Annotated in this window: 16 protein-coding genes; 13 read left to right on the top strand and 3 right to left on the bottom strand. The window is 61.1% G+C overall.

The genetic code is table 11. The features are described 5' to 3' along the window. Window positions 1-86: 86 nt before the first annotated feature. The 7 genes from E3T27_RS16430 (at window position 87) to E3T27_RS02665 (ending at window position 4,511) form a co-directional block, all read left to right on the top strand. Window positions 87-455 carry a PadR family transcriptional regulator gene (locus tag E3T27_RS16430; protein ID WP_166786073.1) on the top strand — a complete coding sequence of 123 codons (369 nt, stop codon included), beginning with the start codon at window positions 87-89 and terminating at the stop codon, window positions 453-455. After that, window positions 452-1,198 (top strand): hypothetical protein, encoded by a 747-nt coding sequence (locus E3T27_RS02685; RefSeq protein WP_134571477.1) that lies wholly within the window; start codon window positions 452-454, stop codon window positions 1,196-1,198. The genes E3T27_RS16430 and E3T27_RS02685 overlap by 4 nt, the downstream gene beginning before the upstream one ends. Continuing rightward, on the top strand, window positions 1,195-1,770 hold the full coding sequence (locus E3T27_RS02680; RefSeq protein ID WP_134571476.1) for a hypothetical protein: 576 nt from the start codon (window positions 1,195-1,197) through the stop codon (window positions 1,768-1,770). Before E3T27_RS02685 ends, E3T27_RS02680 begins: the two co-directional genes overlap by 4 nt. A 117-nt stretch (window positions 1,771-1,887) precedes the next feature. Further along, the gene (locus tag E3T27_RS16425; RefSeq protein WP_166786072.1) at window positions 1,888-2,031 is read left to right on the top strand and encodes a hypothetical protein; all 144 of its coding nucleotides are present in this window, start codon (window positions 1,888-1,890) and stop codon (window positions 2,029-2,031) included. 128 nt (window positions 2,032-2,159) lie between these two features. After that, window positions 2,160-3,371 (top strand): LCP family protein, encoded by a 1,212-nt coding sequence (locus E3T27_RS02675; protein WP_241992083.1) that lies wholly within the window; start codon window positions 2,160-2,162, stop codon window positions 3,369-3,371. A gap of 230 nt (window positions 3,372-3,601) precedes the next feature. Beyond that, window positions 3,602-4,069, top strand: a complete 468-nt coding sequence (locus E3T27_RS02670) for a hypothetical protein (RefSeq protein WP_134571474.1) — start codon at window positions 3,602-3,604, stop codon at window positions 4,067-4,069. A gap of 106 nt (window positions 4,070-4,175) precedes the next feature. After that, window positions 4,176-4,511 carry a hypothetical protein gene (locus tag E3T27_RS02665; protein WP_134571473.1) on the top strand — a complete coding sequence of 112 codons (336 nt, stop codon included), beginning with the start codon at window positions 4,176-4,178 and terminating at the stop codon, window positions 4,509-4,511. Between the two features lie 193 nt (window positions 4,512-4,704). On the opposite strand, the gene E3T27_RS02660 is transcribed toward E3T27_RS02665, so the two are convergent. Next, window positions 4,705-5,520, bottom strand: coding sequence for an NAD(P)H-binding protein (locus tag E3T27_RS02660; protein ID WP_134571472.1), 816 nt, complete (start codon window positions 5,518-5,520; stop codon window positions 4,705-4,707). Window positions 5,521-5,601: 81 nt separating this feature from the next. On the opposite strand from E3T27_RS02660, the gene E3T27_RS02655 reads away from it, so the two are divergent. The 3 genes from E3T27_RS02655 (at window position 5,602) to E3T27_RS02645 (ending at window position 7,641) form a co-directional block, all read left to right on the top strand. Continuing rightward, window positions 5,602-6,015: a winged helix-turn-helix transcriptional regulator gene (locus E3T27_RS02655; protein WP_134571471.1), complete on the top strand. Its 414-nt coding sequence runs from the start codon at window positions 5,602-5,604 to the stop codon at window positions 6,013-6,015. A 560-nt stretch (window positions 6,016-6,575) separates the two neighbouring features. Continuing rightward, on the top strand, window positions 6,576-7,205 hold the full coding sequence (locus tag E3T27_RS02650; protein ID WP_104197396.1) for a cysteine hydrolase family protein: 630 nt from the start codon (window positions 6,576-6,578) through the stop codon (window positions 7,203-7,205). A 136-nt stretch (window positions 7,206-7,341) separates the two neighbouring features. Further along, window positions 7,342-7,641 (top strand): PadR family transcriptional regulator, encoded by a 300-nt coding sequence (locus E3T27_RS02645; protein ID WP_241992082.1) that lies wholly within the window; start codon window positions 7,342-7,344, stop codon window positions 7,639-7,641. Between the two features lie 519 nt (window positions 7,642-8,160). Here E3T27_RS02645 and E3T27_RS17265 read toward each other — a convergent pair. Then, window positions 8,161-8,466, bottom strand: a complete 306-nt coding sequence (locus E3T27_RS17265; RefSeq protein WP_420898032.1) for a class I SAM-dependent methyltransferase — start codon at window positions 8,464-8,466, stop codon at window positions 8,161-8,163. A 64-nt stretch (window positions 8,467-8,530) separates the two neighbouring features. Continuing rightward, entirely contained in the window at window positions 8,531-8,920 is a 390-nt protein-coding gene (locus E3T27_RS02640; protein WP_104197394.1) for a heavy metal-responsive transcriptional regulator, read from the bottom strand. A gap of 144 nt (window positions 8,921-9,064) precedes the next feature. On the opposite strand from E3T27_RS02640, the gene merA reads away from it, so the two are divergent. From merA to E3T27_RS02625, 3 genes are all read left to right on the top strand, one after another. After that, a complete protein-coding gene (merA, locus tag E3T27_RS02635; protein WP_134571470.1) occupies window positions 9,065-10,522 on the top strand; it encodes a mercury(II) reductase in 1,458 nt (485 codons plus the stop codon). Window positions 10,523-10,554: 32 nt separating this feature from the next. After that, entirely contained in the window at window positions 10,555-11,217 is a 663-nt protein-coding gene (gene merB / locus E3T27_RS02630; RefSeq protein ID WP_104197392.1) for an organomercurial lyase MerB, read from the top strand. A 101-nt stretch (window positions 11,218-11,318) separates the two neighbouring features. After that, on the top strand, window positions 11,319-12,668 hold the full coding sequence (locus E3T27_RS02625; RefSeq protein ID WP_134571469.1) for a dihydrolipoyl dehydrogenase family protein: 1,350 nt from the start codon (window positions 11,319-11,321) through the stop codon (window positions 12,666-12,668). Window positions 12,669-13,408 lie beyond the last annotated feature (740 nt).

Here is a 13,408-nt window from a genome sequence, read left to right as displayed (position 1 = left end):
CAAACCGAACGTCCTACGGGACGTTCGAGCTCAGGCCACGCGGACGGGTTTTGATTATCGGAAGCTATCTTCCTATAGTTGGCCTTATGGCACGCAGACGACCCGGCACACTTTTTCCGATCGAGGTCGACATCCTAGAGAGCGGGCTCGCGCTCCAAGCGAGCGAGGGCAGCTTTTATGGCTTCGCTTTGGCAAAGCATCTCTCCTCCCGCGACGGTTCCGCGCTCACGTCGCACGGCACCCTCTACAAGGCGCTGTCTCGGATGGCTGAATCCGGCATCCTCGATGCCAGCTGGGAAGAACCGGCCAGCGCCGAATCCGAGGGTCGGCCCCGTCGCCGGCTGTACACGGTCACGGCGGAAGGTTCGCGTGCCCTCGTCAAAGCCCAGGTGGAAACGCACCGTACCGAGGCAAGCGTGCCCCGCATCGCGCAGGCAGGGGTGACTTTCGCATGAGTATCTTGACGTCCACTTTCTATCATCACGCCGTTTCCCGTGTCTCTCGCTGGTGCTCGTGGTACACCCGCGAAGTTGATGTCGAGGTCGCTGCCACGCGGCGGGACGAACTTGCCTCGGACCTCTATGAACACGCGATCTGGGCCGATGAATCGGGAACTACGCCACGCGCGGCGGCTCGCGAGATTCTCAGCCGTGCGGTGAGGGGCGCTCCGGCCGACCTGACCTGGCGTCACGCACAGCGCAGAAAAGCCGCCTTGGCAGACCCGACCCGCTTTCGCCGACTTCGAATTGAGAAAGCCGTATCGTCGCTGGTATTGGTCGCGGCTTCCGCGGTGCTGGGCTGGGGACTGTTCGTTCTCACCCGGATTGTACTCAGCACGATCGGGGAGCAGATTCGACCTGGCTCCGCGACCGCCATAACAATCGGGACGTTCACTACCCTCGCTGCCTGTGGGCTTGTGTTGTTACTTCAACGGCGGACTCGTGTCGGGGGCGCTCTCATCATGGTGCTTCCGAGTTTCGGACTCGTTCACTTTGGGCTTTTTCAGCTCTATTCCCTGAGCGCAACGGTGGGAGCCCTGACCTTCACGATGCCTGGGTGGGAGCTTGCTAGCAACAGCCTCATCGTCGGGCTCGGCATGTTCTTCACTGCGGCAGCGATCTGGTGGTGGCCGGAACGCCGGAACACCCCGGCAGATACCAGCACCCGACTCAAAACTATTGGAGAGATGGCTCGATGAAGAAGAAACTTGCGCTCAGCATCGGTGTGGTCGGAGCAGCGTTTCTCACCCTTTCGCTGACGGTCTTCGGAATGGGCGCGGCGGCAACGCTCAACCACGCCGACCCGGACCGGCCGACCACACACGCGGCAGAAAGTGACGTCCCCGCCGCGGCAGTCGTCTCCGCCGATGCGATTATCCTCGCGCCAACTGGGACCCCAACAACGACGGAAACGTCGGACGCGGACTCCATCGAACCTTCCGACATCGTCGATCCGCTGCTATCCGACGCCTTCACAGCGATGACCCCCGACGAACAGGCCAACGAGCGCGAGTGGATGCAAACGCAGACGATCACGGCGGCCTGCATGAGAGACAAAGGATACGCATACACCTTCGAACCATTCTGGGAAAGGGACAACGACAATGCCGTGCGTCCAGTGACGTGGGTCAACACTCTTCCCACCTCCGAGCAGGCAGCCGCCCGACTCGCCCTCGACGGTGACACCGGAGCTGGCGCCGACTACCACTGGGACGACGCTGGATGCTGGGGCTACGCCGTCCACAACATGGGCAACGACAACAAGCACTGACGAGTCGCCGACTTGCACGGCTCGGCTACCGCTGCGGCCGCCGCCTTGACTCACCGGCAATAGGCAACCCATGCCACGCGAAGAAGCGCACGAGACCTTGACACTCGGAAGGAAATCATGACCGACAGCGCAACACCCGTTCCACCGATCCGACCTGAAACAATCGATGCCCCGAGCACCCAATCGGTCGACATCACACCGTTCGTGACAGAAATGCTGACGCAACTCGGGCAGCGCGACGGGTCGTCGCTGACGACGTAGTCACGATGCCCCCACGGGGGTGCCACCAAGGAGGACATCATCGGTCGCGATGGTGAGAGGACGTTCGGTCATAGACCGGGCGCAATGAACGGGGATTTTTGGCAGACATGAGCAGGCGAAGCAAACGGATGGTCGGGATCGCACGGCATGGTCGATTAAAGCGATCGAATCCGTATGCCACTGCCGTCAAACTGGTGGCGGCCGCGCTGACCGTTGCCGTGGTCAGCACCTCAGCCGTGGCTGCTGTTGCGGTGTGGAACTTCAGCAAGACGGTCGACGACAACGCCATCGACATCACCGCTGGCGATACGGCAGCGCCCGTCCCACAGCTCGAAAGCTACGAAAACGGCTTTAACATTCTCATGGTGGGCGTCGACAACGACGCGGTCCAGAGCGCGGCCTACGGTGAACGCCACGGCACCCGCAACGATGTGAACATTCTCGTGCACGTGTCCGCAGACCACAGTAACGCTGTCGTCGTGAGCATCCCCCGCGACCTCATCGTGCCGCACCCCACGTGCACGGATGGCGAGAGCGGTGCCGAGTTTTCGGCGATGGCCGCACGCCCCGTCAATGAGGCCATGTCGCGTGGCGGGCTACCGTGTGTGGTCAAGACCGTGTCCGAGCTGACGGGACTCACCATCCCGTACGCCGGACTTATCTCGTTCAACGGGGTCGTGCAAATGAGCGACGCTGTCGGCGGAGTGCCCATCTGCCTGACTGCACCCATCAACGACGACTCCGCAGGCCTGTATCTGCCCGCGGGCACGAGCGTCGTCGCCGGGGACACCGCACTGGCATTTCTGCGCAGCCGCCACGGCGTCGGCGACCAAAGCGACCTGGCACGGATTTCCTCACAACAAATCTATATGGCCTCACTCATGCGCACGGTTCAGGGCAACGGAACACTCACGAGCATTCCGACCCTGATCAACCTCGCCAATGCTGCGGCCACCAATATTAAGCTGTCGACGTCCCTCGCCAACATCGACACCATGGTGTCCATGGCCCTGGCCCTCCAAGACATCGACCTGGATCGGTTGCTGTTCGTGCAATATCCCGGCACGACCGAAGACTCCGACTTCCCCGGCAAAGTCGTTCCCACGGAAGCGGTGGCCGCCGAAATGTTCGCCAAACTCGCCACCGATAAACCCTTCACCCTTCCGGGAACAACGCCAACACCGGCACCAACACCGGATGCACCGGTGCCGGTCGAAACGTCAACGCCGGCGCCGAGCGAAACCGCCATCCCCGCCCCGCAGCCGACCGTTCCAGCGTTGAACGGACTCACCGGGCAAACAGCGCAGGATGACTCGTGCGCCCAAGCCGCCACCGGGTGACAGCGATCACACCGCGCTATCAAACGAACAAAATAGGCGCCGGTGTTTCCGGCCCGCCACGAACAATAACCTGTCCTCCACCTATGGCGTCCGGCACGCCGAACCCCTCCACGGGACAGCCGTCTCGCTTGAGCCCCTCCGAAAATCCTGCCAGGAACAGAGCGAAGACGTTGCGGCGATATGGCACACTGTCTCAAAGTCCTGCCTTTTGGACTCGATATGGTTGGGGGATGGTCTTTGTGCCATTTCCAACCAGGGTCATTCTGATGGCGGAGTATGGCCAGTTGCTGCCGCTTTGGGACAAGTCCCCCTCTCCTGACATGTGGTTCGGGCCTTTTGAACGCGGGGTGCTCGGACTCTCGAAAAAGCTTGAAACACGACTCGTCCGCTGGAACGAGCGCTTCGAAACACTTATGGGGTCCAACCTCAAGTGGCTGTCACCAAAAGAGCACCTTGCGTTCGTCGTTGACGGTCACCTGCTCGCCGCAGACGCCCAGCGAGAGTTTGGTCCGCGACTCGTCGTTCTCTATGTGGACTCAGACGAGGAGCGCTGTCAGGTGCCGCAGATTGGGCGTCCAAAGAACGAGGCCTGGATCGCGGGCGAGGCGGACGGCCGCGTCTTCTCGCCGCCACACCCCCACAGAAAACCATTGTGGAACAGATGTGGGAGATGTCAGATGTTGAGTTCGAGGCGCTGACCCACAACGATGACATTCGCCGGTTTCTGTGGGTATCGGGGCAAAACCGTCGCGCATTCTGCTCCAACCGCGGGAACAGGGCTCGCCACTTGTGGACCGTTCGGCTGTGATTGACATGACTAACGATCGGCTCGAACCAGCAACTCTGGGACTTACCAAGCTACTGATCAGCACACTGCACGAATGGAACAACCGCTGGCTGTCTATGCCGGGAAGAGAAGCGACAGCCACAAACGATGAGACGTTCTGTGATTACCTCGTCGAAGGTCACGAACTTGCGGCCAGAGTCCAGCAGGAAGTGGGACCTGAAGTGACGGTTCTTTTCCCGGAAGCCGACGGAAAGCGGTCGAAACCGTCTAAGGAGTTACAGCAGTTTGTATGCCTCCCCGTAGACCGTGATTTACTCGACCGCAAAGAGCCACCAACATCCGATCGTGCCTGAACCTCACCGCGCTGAGAGCTGCCTTCCGCAAACCCGGCTCGCTGCACGCTCCAGTTCTTCGGACACGATTCGACACGATCCGATTCCTCGGCGCCTAAGGCTGAGGACCGAGTTGACCTGGCTCCAATCGCCCTATTCCGACAGATCAAGCTTTGATACCCGCAAGGGGAAGCTGACGGGCACAAACTGGGGATCAGGCAGCAATCAGTTGTTCCACGATGCGCACCGCAACAGGTTCGGGGTCAGTGGGCGTGCGGCCAAGGAGATCGCCGAGGTCGCTGGAAGTTCGTGAAAGAAAACCGTGTGCCCCGCTCGAATAGGCCGAGAGGAGCATCGCCGGCTGAAAGGGCAGCAGCCCGCTTTGTTCCAGAGCAGCACGGTGACCGCCAAGAGAAGCTGGGCGATAGAGCAAGCCAGCCCCCTCGGCGACTTGGCCGGCCGTGATCGCGTGCGACCCAACCAGATCGTACACACGATTGATGTGGCGATCCGGGGCGGCCGCCACGTTGGCTGCTGCCTCGGCCAAGTCAGCGCGGGTCACCACAGCCACGCCACCGGAGCCGAACGGCGCGGTAATGACACCCGCACTCGGCGCGAGCAACGATCCGAAGAGCTCGGCATATAGACCATTGCGCAGAATCGTCCACCGCAGAGTGCTGCCCTGTATTCGCCGCTCAGTCCAGCGATGCGCGAGGGCGAAGCCCAAATGATCCCCATCTGTGGCGACGCTGGTGTAAATCAGGTGTTGCACGCCGTCGCGTTCCGCGGCCGCTACGACGTTCTCATGCCTGGCAATCACCACGTCATCTTCCTCATAGCCCGCGGAGACCATCACGACCGTGGCGAAACCGGTGAAGTCCAAAGAACCGGGTTCGTCGAAGTCAACGTGGCGTTGCTCGCTGCCGTCAGCCGGTCGTCGCGTCCCCGCGATGACAGGCTGGCTCGCGCCGGCCAGTCGCTCGACGATGGCACGACCTAACTGGCCGGATGCTCCGGTAACCAAAATCATATGCAAGTCCCCTCGGTGGTTCTGAACAGTAACTAGACTCATCCTCGGTAACTCACCGGCACTCCACAAGGAGGCACTTTCGTGTCAGACAGTCACATTCAGGTAACCGCCTCGATCGATCCCTGCGGCCTGGACGAGCACCCGGACTGCGGAATCCGCGATGTGCTCACCCGAGTGGGCGATAAATGGTCCGTCCTCGTCATCGTTGAACTCGCCTCAGGCATACGTCGCTTCCGAGAATTGCAACGCGGCATCGACGGAATTTCCCAACGGATGCTGACCCTCACCGTGCGCCGGCTGGAACGCGACGGCCTCGTCACCAGGATTGTCTACCCCACCGTCCCCGCTCAGGTCACGTACGAGCTGACGTCGCTCGGCAGCAGCCTGACCCACCTCGTCAAACAACTCGCCGACTGGTCACTCGAGCACCGCGAAAACATTGGACACTCACGAGCCGACTACGACGCCCAACACCCCGCCCACGAGATTCACTAGATAAGGGCCGCCCGTAAGGAGAACCCCTCGCGGGTCGGGGTGAGCCAACCTTGTGCGCCACCTATTTGCATCGGGATGTCGGCGGCGCAGCCGAACCGCGACTCTCAGCGGTCGAAGCTTGCAGCAGTGCTCGGCGGCTTCGCGACCAGAACGGCGGCGGCGCAACTGTCGACCTCTTTCGGTGGGCCCGGCTCGCGTGCAGGATACGCGTCAGTCGGTGGTCAGAGTACAATGAAGCGTAGTACGCCCCACGCCCGAAAGCGCCGCCGGTCGTAAGTTGCCCGGCTTCTTCGCCGTCGCTGTCGCTGGCCGCGGACCGTGTTGTGGACGATTTGTTGTAATACCCATCGCCATCGGTCAGGAACACGATGACCCGTTGGTGCGTGGAGCCGCCGTTACTGCCGAGTTCGTTCAAGGCCGCGGGGACCAGTCGTCGATCAGACCAACTACGCGTCAGGCACCCTTATCTAAGAACGTCAGGATAGTGCCATGTTTTGATTGGTAGACCTCCGGGCATCCGCCGGAAGTCCCATCTCACCACATTAACCAAGGGAGATCCCATGTCCTCACCCCGCCGCGCCCTGATCGTCATCGACGCCCAACAAGAGTATTTCGAAGGACTGCTGCCGATCCAATACCCCGCACGCGATGAGTCACTTATTCGTATTGCCGAGGCGATGGACGTTGCTGAGCAGGCTGGCATTCCGGTCGTCGTTGGGCAACATCAATCCCCTGCGGGGTTCCCGGTCTTCGCGCCGGAGTCGTCGACCTTCGAATTGCGCCCCGAGATCGCGAAGCGCGCCGACAACGTGGCCCATCGCTTCACGAAGTCATTCGCCAGCATCTTCGCGGGTACTGGCCTCGAGGAATGGTTGCGCGAGCGCGGGATCGACACAATCACCATCGTGGGCTACATGACGAACAACTGCGTTATCGGTTCCGCCGCCGCTGCCGAACCCCTCGGATTCACCGTTGAGGTGCTGTCGGATGCAACCGGAGCCATCGACATCGTGAATTCCGCCGGTTCTGCGCCGGCAAAGCGGGTGCACGAGACAATCATGGCCGTCCTGAACTCCAATTGGGCTGCGGTCGCCACGACGAGCGCCTGGACCGAAGCCGTAACGTCCGAGAACGCTGTCGCAGGAGACAACCTCATCGAGTCAGCTGCCCGGGGGCGGGACGCCAGGTAATTCAACGGACAGCAGGAATCGGTACGCAACGGCGTACCGATTCCTGCGCTTCCATGCTTTTGAAGGTATGAAAGTGCGTGATCGGTACGCAGTAGCGGAACCCCGAACGGGAAACAAGAATTAGAGTTTCGTCCGAATGGCCTCCCTGCCGATGCTCATTCTGAACGTGCTTTCGGTCGCGCCACGGCACGGATATGGCATCTCCCAGTCCCTCGCGTCGGCGGGGCTTCGACCCATCAAGGGCGCCCAACTGTATCCCGCGCTGGTACGACTCGAGGACGAGGGAGCGATCGTCGCATGCTGGGAGCAAAGCGAGTCTGGTCCCGCTCGCAAGGTCTATGACCTCACGGCGATCGATCATACGCAGAGGGAAGCGCTGCGCGGTCAATGGTTCGCCTTCATAGACGCGGCGGAAGCCGTGGGCCGCGCAGACTGAGCCGAGGAATTTCCAAATCTCTTTGGGATGGAGATGAACGCCTTGCGTGCATTGAGAGTTCATTGAGGCTCATTCCTCCCACGGGGTTTCTTGCGTCGCTACCGGTCGAGTTTCGTACCCGCAAGCCGAACCACTTGCGGGACGATTTAGGTTGTCATCAACTGGAGTCTGCAGCCGGATTGGAATCGACCGGATTACATGATCAGCAGGCCTCCATTCGCATGCAGATGCCGACAATCCAGGCGCCCCGTTAGATCCAGCGACCCAGGCCGAGAGAGGTCAGTAGAGTGTGTGGCCGGGGTAAAACTGATGGGTATGGAAAAACGGCTCGTGCAAGCTTTTTAGTGGGAATGCTCGTGATCGCGGAGTTGGGTGGCACCCCCGGGGTGGTGTCGTACGCGCACACGGATCCCAAACCCTTGGCGTTAGCAGCCGCCGGGCCGAGCATGCACTCATGCAATCTCGAGGAGATGACTCGGCCTCGCTGGCGGTCATTATTCTTCATTCAGACAGGATCCCTCAGCGAGCATCCTGGCGTCGAGCACTGACCGCCGCTTGCGGGCGCTGGCCTGCAGTCTTCCGCACATGCGATTCGAGAACGTCGAAGCCGGCGCGGCCCAGCTCCGCGCTGATCGCAAGCAGTGTGCCTCCAGGCTTGATCACGCGGCTGAACTCGCGCAAAGGTACCTGGATCGCGCCGGGCTCGTAGTGAATGAGTGAGTGCCACGACAGAACCCCACCGACCGAATTAGTGCCAGCGTCGATGGATTCGAGGCCTTCGATTACGAAGTCCGCGGTGGGAAATGCGTTCGCGGCATGAGCAATAAATTCAGCACTTGATCGATGCCCCTAGCGCCGCGGCGCGTCGAGCGTCTGGGCTGAGAACGTTTCAGAGGTAACTGCAGATTCGTTCGGAGTCGCACGCGGCAGGATCAGCGACGGCGGCGGCGTCATGGAATCGGGCGACAGTGGATCTAAGGGCGACCAGCTCGGCGATCTGCCAGTCCAGATCCGTCAGTTGCCTGGCCAGAAGGTCACTCACATGCGTGCAGGGAGCCTGGCCGGCGTCACGGATGCGCAAGATGTCACTGATTTGGTCCAGGGTTAGCCCCGCGCCACGACTCCGGCGAATGAAATCTAGCCGAGTGACTGTTTCGTCCCCATAGAAACGGTACCCGTTGGCCGCTCGTTGAGCGGCGGGAAGCAGTCCCCGGTCTTCGTAAAATCTCAGGGTTTTGGTTGTCATGCCAACGGCCGCGGCCACTTCACCAATGCGCACTCTGTGCCTCTCGCCCGCATATCGGGAACTTTCACACTTGACCTTCCAGTGTAGGGGAAGGTGCAGACTGGGCCCAGTACAAAAAAATCATGCACGTTCTGGTCCAAGACAGGTTCGGGCATCCACAGCTTTTCCGGAGGATTCATGTCTGAAGCAACAACGTCTGAAACAACAACGTCTGATTTTGACTTGGCGATCATCGGTTCCGGTGGGGCCGCGTTTGCTGCCGCCATTCGAGCGACGAACTTGGGTAAGCGAGTGGTGATGATTGAGCGCGGAACAGTCGGTGGGACCTGCGTGAACACGGGCTGCGTTCCGTCTAAAGCCCTGCTAGCGGCGGCCGACGCGCGCCACGTTGCACTGGATTCCGGACGATTCCCGGGGATCTCTACCTCCGCTGACGCAGTCAATATGTCGGAGCTGATTGGTGGCAAGCGTTCTCTGGTGGACACGATGCGCACCGGTAAGTACGTGGACCTGATCGGTGAGTACGGCTGGGAGCTACGCCAAGGCACTGCCGTGTTCGCGGGGTCTGCTGATGAGCCGGTGTTGGACGTCACCGGTTTCGATGGGTCGGTGGAAACCGTGCGCGCCGCCCACTACCTGGTGGCAACCGGGTCGACCCCGTGGGCGCCTCCGATCGCGGGGTTGCCGGAGGTGGGCTACCTGACTTCCACGACGGCCATGGAACTTGACGAGGTGCCCGAGTCGCTGCTGGTGCTAGGCGGTGGATACGTCGCGTTGGAACAGGCGCAGCTTTTCTCACGGCTCGGCTCCACGGTGACAATGCTGGTGCGCTCCCGGCTGGCTTCGGCGGAGGAGCCGGAAGCGTCCCGCACCCTGATGAGCGTCTTCGCGGACGAGGGTATGCGGGTCATCCGCCGGGCCACTGTGTCCGCCGTGCACCTTGACGAGTCCACCGGCGAGGTTGTCGCCGTGGCCACAACGGGAGGCGGGCGGGAAGAGTTCCGTGCCAGCAAACTGCTCGTCGCCACAGGGCGACGCCCCGTGACGGAGGGCCTGAACCTGGGTGCAGTCGGCGTCAACGTGGGAGAGAAAGGCGAAATTGTGGTCAACGGCATGTTGGCCAGCTCGAACCCGCGAATCTGGGGCGCCGGGGACGTGACCAGACACCCGCAGTTTGTGTATGTGGCCGCCTCCCACGGATCCCTGGTGGTGGATAACGCGTTCACCGATGCCGGACGGGTGGTCGACTACCGTCACCTCCCCCGAGTCACCTTCACCAGCCCCGCGCTGGCCGCGGTAGGTATGACTGACAAGGAGGCCAATGCGGCCGGCATCCGTTGTGAGTGCCGGGTATTGCCGCTGGAATACGTCCCCCGAGCCCTGGTCAACCGGGATACTCGCGGCTTCATCAAGATCGTCGCCGACGCCCAGACACGGCGGATCGTGGGGATCACTGCCGTCGCCAAAGACGCCGGTGATCTCGCCGCTGCCGGCGTCTACATCTTGGAAGCCGGGATGACCGTCGACCAAGTCGCCACCATGTGGAGCCCCTACCTGACCATGGCCGAAGGCATCAAGATCGCCTGCCAGTCCTACAACACGGACGTTTCCAAGCTTTCCTGCTGCGCCGCCTAACCACCTCAACCTCACGAAGAAAGGCACTTCTCATGACGAATGAAACCCATCAGGTCACAGAACGACTCACCTCCGGCGATGCAGGACTTGAAACCTGGCTCTGGCTGCCGCTCATGAAGCTGCTGGCCCAGGGCGACGCAGTAGACATTGCAGACTTGGTGGCTGCGTCCGGCCGGCCCGCCGAAGACGTTCACCGTGCCCTGGCAGCCGTTCCCGAGACGGAGTACGACGGGTCCGGTCGGATTATCGGGCAGGGCCTGACTCTTCGGTCCACCCCGCACCGCCTCGAGGTTAACGGTGAACAGCTCTACACATGGTGTGCTCTGGATACCCTGATCCTGCCAGCCGCCCTCGGAACGTCCGCAAGAATCGAATCGGCCTACGGGGCGACTGGCATTCCAGTTCGGGTAAGTGTTGACGCCACCGGGGTGACGAGCGTTGAGCCTGCCACGGCCGTGGTCTCCCTGGTCAATCCGGAAGACATGAGCTCGGTGCGTTCAGCGTTCTGTAACCAGGTCCACTTCTTCGCGTCGCTTGAAGAAGCCAAGCCTTGGCTTGACAGCCACCCCGGCGGTTCCGTGATATCCGTCGACGAGGCTTACCGGCTCGGTACCTCCATTGCCGAAACAATGCTCAAAGAGACGACACCGCAGCGGTCCGCCCAACCTGACAACGGGGCGCACGGCTGCTGCTAAGACCGCAGTGCCGCACCGGCACCGTCACCAATCCACTGCAGTCTCCGTTAGAGCTCCACGAACAGAACCTGATGTAGACATCTGAGATTAAGGAGAAAATTGTGAGCGAACATTTTGATGTTGCGGTGTTAGGCATGGGGCCCGGTGGCGAGGTGGCCGCGGGCCGTCTGCTCAAGGCCGGTAAGAAGGTCGCGGTCATCGAGCGGGAATTGATCGGCGGTGAATGCGCCTACTGGGCCTGCATCCCATCCAAGACGCTGTTGCGGCCAGCTGAAGCCCGCACGGAAGTCCAACGGGTAGCCGGGGTATCCGGAGCGGAACTGGACTGGTCTGAGGCCAGTAAGTACCGCGATTACATGATCCGGAATCTCGACGACAGCGCACAAGTCGACGGGTATGCCCGCCACGGTGCCGTCGTGATCAAGGGCGAAGCTCGCATCACGGGCCCCGGCCGGATCCAAGTCGAGGACCGCGAACTCACTGCGGAGCACATCATTATCGCGACCGGCTCGGAGGCAGTCATCCCCGATCTCGACGGTCTCGATCAGATCACCGCGTGGACGAACCGAGAAACGTACACGACCAAGACTCTGCCGAAGAGTGCTGTGATCATCGGCGGTAGCGCCGTCGGGACCGAGACCAGCACCTTCCTCTCCCGCTTTGGAGTGAAAGTCACACTCGTCCACCGCGGCGACCGGCTCCTGGAACGCGAAGAACCCAGGGTCGGAGAGCTGACCCATAAGTACCTGACGGAGTCCGGAATCGATATCCGTCTGGGCGTGACCGCCCGCCGGACCCACCGGACCGGCGACCAGAGCGTGATTGAACTTGATGACGGCACGGAGGTGACGGCCGACGTTGTCATTTTCGCAACCGGACGCACCCCTCGTACCAAAAATCTCGGCTTCGAAAACGCTGGTGTCACTCTGGGCGATCACGGGCAGGTGCAGGTGGACGAATACTGTCGTGCGGCCGAGAACGTGTGGGCCATCGGAGACGTCACCGGCATAATGCCCTTCACTCACGTGGCTAAGTACCAGGGACGGATCGCAGCAGACGCCATTCTTGGCCAACCGCACACCGCGTCCTACAGCGGCATCCCCCGCGTCGTGTTTGGAGATCCCGAAATTGCGGCCGCAGGGCTCACAAAAGAACAGGCCGAGCAGCTCGGTATACGGACCGTCGCAACAGAGCTTGACCTTGCCACCGCAATCGCTCGCCCCTGGACCTACGAACAAGACCCTCGCGGATTTCTCGGACTCCTCGCCGACACCGACAGCAAGACTCTCGTTGGCGCTTGGGCCGTGGGGCCAATGGCCGGCGAGTGGATACATCATGCTTCCCTCGCCATCCGCACACAGATCCCAATCGAAATCCTGCGCGACCAAGTCGCCCAATTCCCCACCTACAACGAGGCCTACCAAGCAGCACTCGAGGAACTAGACATCTAGCGACTATCGCCGAACGATCCGCAGTACTGCCGTTCCTGGGCGCCTGAACGCTCCCGCAAGGCCGCTCGGATAGCACGGTGCCGTTCGCGCGAATAAGCCTCTACGGCGAGCCCGCAAGCCACACCTTGTATGGGACGGCCTTATCGCGCTTTGAAGGAGCAGATCACAACAGTGCATGTCGCAGTCGTGGTTGCCGTTCGAATACCTTGTGGAGTTCTAGATTCCGAGACAGCAGCATTGGGAGCGGGGCCCACGGACTGACTTGGTTCGAATAGTTAGGCTGGAACAAAAAGGGGTGGGGATGAACTGGGATGCACGTAATTGGCTTGGGTGTTTCGTGCTCATTAGACCGCTCGTCTGAGGGCTCGCTCTCTTTTTCGCTTCAAGAATTTGCGTGCCTTGACGATTGCTCGCAAGTTGCCTTTCGGAGCGATCGCGGGTTTGGAATAAGCTACCGCCCTGAGGGCGGTCAGGGGCAGTTGGTGGAATCCGAGCTGCGGTATCACGTCTCGATGGCCTTGCTGCCCGATGAGGGAATCGTAGAGGATGCTGGAGAGCGGCTCCCTTGGCATGAATATTGTGAACTTCTGGAACGAATCGGGATAAGCGCATCGGTCGAGATCTTGAAAAGTAGCCCCTATATTTTGCTTTTCTCTCCCGAAGTGCGGCGACTACTTGAACATGAGTAGTCGCGAGGACGATCGTCCGGTCAGAAAGAGACAATCTGGAAAGCAACTACG

The sequence above is a fragment of the Cryobacterium lyxosi genome (assembly GCF_004403345.1).
Lineage (GTDB): Bacteria > Actinomycetota > Actinomycetes > Actinomycetales > Microbacteriaceae > Cryobacterium > Cryobacterium lyxosi.
The sequence above is the reverse complement of the archived record's forward strand: the minus strand, read 5'-3'. Positions and strand labels throughout refer to the sequence as shown.